Source organism: Actinotalea sp. C106 (genome assembly GCF_023630195.1).
Classification (GTDB): domain Bacteria; phylum Actinomycetota; class Actinomycetes; order Actinomycetales; family Cellulomonadaceae; genus Actinotalea.
Genome location: NZ_JALPKN010000252.1, coordinates 1 through 4,625 on the forward strand (window position 1 = coordinate 1; position 4,625 = coordinate 4,625).

A 4,625-nucleotide genomic window follows, 5' to 3' on the forward strand; every position below is an offset into this window, starting at 1 on the left:
TGGCCGTGGCCGCCGTCGTCCCGGCCTCGTCCGGGGCCGAGCTCCTGGGGCGCCTCGCCTGGGAGGTGGTCGGCGCTGGTCTGGCCGGCGCGGGGGTGGGCGTCCTCGCCGCCTGGGGGCTGCGGGTCGCGACGCGGCACCGTGACCTCGAGCCGGGCCCCGAGCTGGTGCTGACCGTCCTGCTCGCCGTCGCCACCCTCGGGATCGCCCGGTCGATCGGCACCGACGGCGTGCTCGCGGTCTTCGTCGCGGGGCTCGTCTACAGCTCCCGGGTCGGCGACGACGAGAGGATCGCGCAGGACGACGTCGACGAGGCCATCAACCGGTACGCGACCATCCCGCTCTTCGTGGTCCTCGGGGCGGTGCTGCCGTGGGGGGACTGGGTCGCCTTCGGCCCGGCAGCTCTGGTGTTCGCGGTGCTCGTCCTGGTGCTGCGGCGACCACCCGTGCTCCTGGCCCTGGCCCGACCGCTGGGCTGGTCCTGGCGGGAGGCCGGGTTCCTGGGCTGGTTCGGTCCGATGGGGGTCAGTGCGATCTTCTACCTCGCGCACAGCGCCGACGCCGGTGTGCGCGACCCTCGCGTCTTCGCCGCGGGGACCCTCGCCGTGACCGCGCCTGAGGCATCACCGACCTGGGCCCTAGGGCCCTCGTGCACGGTCCGGCGCAGATGTAACGCAGAATTCACCCGCAGGGGATGCGCCGAGCGCGTCCAGTGCGCAGACTCAATACACGAAGCACGTCGAGACAGAGGGGGGTGGCACCATGAACGAAGCCAAGGAGCAGGCCATGCGCGAGGTACGCGAGGAGAGCGTGGCGCAGGTCTACAGCCGTACGTCGGTGAGCAACCCGCGGCGCGTCCGCGTCTGAACCCACGGACGCGTCCTAGCCTCCGGGCTCCGGCCGAGAGGGCTCAGCCCGGACCGGCACCGACCCGCAGACCGCAGCCAGGGCCGGGATCGTCACCTGACGGTCCCGGCCCTGTCGCGCGTGGTGAGCCGAGCAGCAGGGGCCCCGGTGTGGCACGGTGGAGGCGTGCCCACCGAACGGCTCCCACGGCGACGGCAGGGCGTGCGACTGACCGCGCCTGACGACGCCCCTTCGCCCGCCGCCGCCCTCGCGGACGGCGAGCAGGCGCACCCGTGGTTCCTCACGGCCCTGCAGCGTGGCAACCGCCACACGCGGGTGAGCACCTGGAGCGAGGGCAACGACGTCCGCCCCCTGGTCCACGGCCGCCCCTACTTCAGGGCCCTGGCGGCTGCGGTCGAGGAGATGCGCTCGGGAGACCTGCTGCTCTACGCCGGCTGGCGAGTCGACCCGGACGAGATCGTCGCGGAGGACGGCACGACGATCTCCCGCCTCGTGGCGCGGGCAGCCCGGCGCGGGGTCGACGTCCGGGGCCTGATCTGGCGCTCGCAGATGGACCGGTTGCGATTCGCGCGACGGCAGAACCGCCGCTTCGCAGAGCTGATCAACGCCGTGGGCGGCCAGATCCTGCTGGACCAGCGGGTCCGGCCCTTCGGCAGCCATCACCAGAAGTACTTCGTGCTGCGCCACCCGGGGCGCCCCGCGCTGGACAGGGTCTTCCTCGGCGGCATCGACGTCGCGCACAGCCGTGGGGACGACGCCGACCACCACGGTGACGCCCAGCACGTCCCCTTCAACCGGTGGTACGGGGGCAAGCCCTCGTGGCACGACGTGCAGATCACCGCCCAAGGCCCTGCGGTGCGCGACGTCGAGGAGTGCTTCCGCGAGCGCTGGGACGACCCTGCGTCCCTGTCCAGGCGTCCGGGACAGCTGGCTCGTCATCTGCTGGGCCGCCCCCGGCTCCGGCCCACACCGCTGCCCGAGCCGCTGCCCACGCCCGAGCCCCGGGGCTCGGCCGCCGTGCAGCTGCTGCGCACCTACCCCCAGCGCCGTCCCGGCTACCCCTTCGCCCCGCAGGGCGAACGGAGCGTGGCCCGGGGCTACGCCAAGGCCCTGCGCCGGGCCCGGCGGCTGGTGTACCTCGAGGACCAGTACCTGTGGTCGACCGATGTCGCCGAGGTCTTCGCCGAGGCGCTGCGCCGCCAGCCCGGGTTGCAGCTCGTCGCCGTCGTCCCGCGGTTCCCGGACCACGAGGTCAACGCCCCGTTCCCGGTCGCGCTGCATGCGCACACCCTGGCCCTGGACGTGGTGCGGGAGGCCGGCGGGGACCGGGTTCACATCCTGGACGTCGAGATCGACACGGGCCGCCCGGTGTACGTGCACTCCAAGGTGTGCGTGGTCGACGACGTGTGGGCGAGCGTGGGGAGCGACAACTTCAACCGTCGCTCGTGGACCCATGACTCCGAGCTGACCGCGGCCGTGGTCGACGACGCGCTCGACCTGCGTGAGCCTCTCGACCCGGGCGGCCTGGGGGACGGGGCGCGGGTGTTCGCCCGGAGGCTGCGCCTCGAGCTGTGGCGCGAGCACCTGGACCTGCCGGACGACACGGGGCTCGTCGACCCTGACGAGGCGGTCGCGACCCTGCTCAGCAGCGTCGCGGCCCTCGACGCCTGGTACGCGGGGGGCTGTGAGGGGCCCCGACCACGGGGGCGGCTGCGCACCCACGTCATGACGACGCCGACCACCCGGCAGCGCCGTACGGCCTTCCTCGCCTACCGGGCCTTCGTCGACCCCGACGGACGCCCGCCGCAGATGAAGGTCCGCGGGCACCACTGATCCCCCGCCCGGGCGCGGGGCGGGAGGCGCTCAGAGCCCGAGGACGGCCTGGGCCACGAGGAAGTAGACGATGAGGCCGGTGGTGTCGACGATCGTCGTGATGAACGGGGCGCTGACGACCGCCGGGTCGACCCCCACCTTCTTGGCCAGCATCGGGATCACGGCACCCGCGGTGGTCGCCAGGGTGCAGACGATGACCAGGGCGAGGGAGAGCACCAGGGCGACGTCGGCCCCGACGAGGACGGACACCGGGACGAAGGCCACGGCGGCCAGCGCACCACCGAGCAGCGCGCCGGTGACCAGCTCGCGCCACACGACCCGCGGCAGGTCCCGGAACCGGACGTCCCCCACGGCCATCGCGCGCACGACGGTCGTGACCGCCTGGGCCCCCGTGTTCCCCCCGGTGCCGATGAGCAGCGGGATGAACAGCGCGAGGCTGACGACCTCGGCGAGGGTGTCCTCGAAGTGGTCGAGGACGTTGACGGTCAGCGCAGCGGCCGCGATGAGCACGAAGAGCCACAGGATGCGGCTCTTGACCAGGTCGAGCACCCGGGTCGCGAGGTAGGGCCGACGCAACGGCTCCGAGGCCCCGGTCCGGGCGAAGTCCTCGCTCTCCTCGTGCTCGAGGATGCGCATCGCGTCGTCGACCGTGAACAGCCCGAGCAGGCGCTGCTCGGCGTCGACCACGGGGACAGCCAGCGTCCCGTGGTCGCGCACCGAGCGGGCGGCGACCTCCTGGTCCTCGGTGGCCTGCACGACGATCGCCGGGGACATCACCGCGCGGACCGGCACCTGGGGGTCGGTGACGAAGAGCCGACGGAGCGAGACCACACCGACCACCTCGTGCCCGGGGCCCACGACCGGCAGGGTGTAGATCATCTCGGCGTCGGCCTCGTGGGAGCGGACGTGCTCGAGGGCCTCGCCCACCTCGAGGTCGACGGGCACGTGCACCACCTCGGGCGTCATCCGACGGCCGGTGGACTCCGGCGGGTAGTCGAGCAACGCCGTGGTCATGGCGCGCTCGTGCGGGCTCAGGGCCGCGAGGAGGGTCGAGGTGACCGGGGCCGGGAGCTCGTCGAGCAGGGTCGCACGGTCGTCAGGGTCCAGGCCGGAGATGAGCTCGGCGACCGTCCCCTGCTCCATCCCGTCGAGGAGCTCCCCCTGCAGGGTCGCGTCGAGGTCCTCGAAGACGTCCAGGTCGATCCCCTGGGGCAACGCACCGAAGGCGACCGCGCGGGAGGAGGCGTCGAGACGTTCGAGCTCGTCGACGATCGCGGGAACGTCGAGGCGGAGCAGGAGGTCACGGACCCTGGGCAGGTCCTCCGCGCGGGTCGCGGCGACGAGGTCGTCCACGGTCATCCACCTCCACGGTGATAGGGCGACGCACGGTCCCCGACGTCGGCCGGGTGCCGCGCGGTGGGCCGTGCCATCGTCCCCGACAACCGCCCCGGGCGCCCGTGGCGCAAGCCCGTGGAGATCGACGACACATCCTCGGTGACAGGGTCAGTGACGGAACCAGGCACCTCGGAGGACGACGATGGACGCACCCCGGAGAACGTCAGGGCTCCGTGCCGGGGCCGTCGGAGTCGTCGCCGCCCTGGCCCTGGCCGCGTGCGCCTCCGCCCCCGAGGTGGCCGCGCCCCCTGCCGTGCAGCGCGGCCAGACCCTGCCCGTCGAGCTCGGCGACCTGACGGCCCGTGACGTCGGGCGGGCCCACACCGCCTTCGGCCTCGACCTGCTGCACCTGCTGTGCGCCCAGGCCCCCGACGAGAACACCACGGTCTCCCCGACGTCGGCCGCCCTGGCCCTGGGCCTGCTGCACCCCGCCGCCCGGGGCACGACGGCCGAGACCTTCGGGGACCTGCTCCACCTGCCCGCCTGGTCACCCGAGCTCGCAGCCGCCCTGCAGGCGCACGACGCCGGCC

General features: G+C 73.6%; 4 protein-coding genes. 3 read left to right on the plus strand and 1 reads right to left on the minus strand.

Translation table 11 applies throughout. The features are described 5' to 3' along the window. Window positions 1-1,088 (plus strand): cation:proton antiporter (locus L0B03_RS14210; RefSeq protein ID WP_250446905.1); only part of this gene is annotated, 1,088 nt, incomplete at its 5' end. Next, window positions 1,033-2,700 carry a phospholipase D family protein gene (locus L0B03_RS14215; protein ID WP_250446907.1) on the plus strand — a complete coding sequence of 556 codons (1,668 nt, stop codon included), beginning with the start codon at window positions 1,033-1,035 and terminating at the stop codon, window positions 2,698-2,700. The genes L0B03_RS14210 and L0B03_RS14215, both read left to right, overlap by 56 nt. A 30-nt stretch (window positions 2,701-2,730) precedes the next feature. On the opposite strand, the gene mgtE is transcribed toward L0B03_RS14215, so the two are convergent. Next, window positions 2,731-4,059: a magnesium transporter gene (gene mgtE, locus L0B03_RS14220; protein WP_250446909.1), complete on the minus strand. Its 1,329-nt coding sequence runs from the start codon at window positions 4,057-4,059 to the stop codon at window positions 2,731-2,733. 178 nt (window positions 4,060-4,237) lie between these two features. Here mgtE and L0B03_RS14225 point away from each other — a divergent pair. Continuing rightward, on the plus strand, window positions 4,238-4,625 hold a 388-nt coding region (locus L0B03_RS14225; protein ID WP_250446911.1), incomplete at its 3' end, for a serpin family protein.

Excerpts from the sequence above, each read along its gene's own strand:
- mgtE (WP_250446909.1), bottom strand. The coding sequence starts at position 4,059 with ATGACCGTGGACGACCTCGTCGCCGCGACCCGCGCGGAGGACCTGCCC.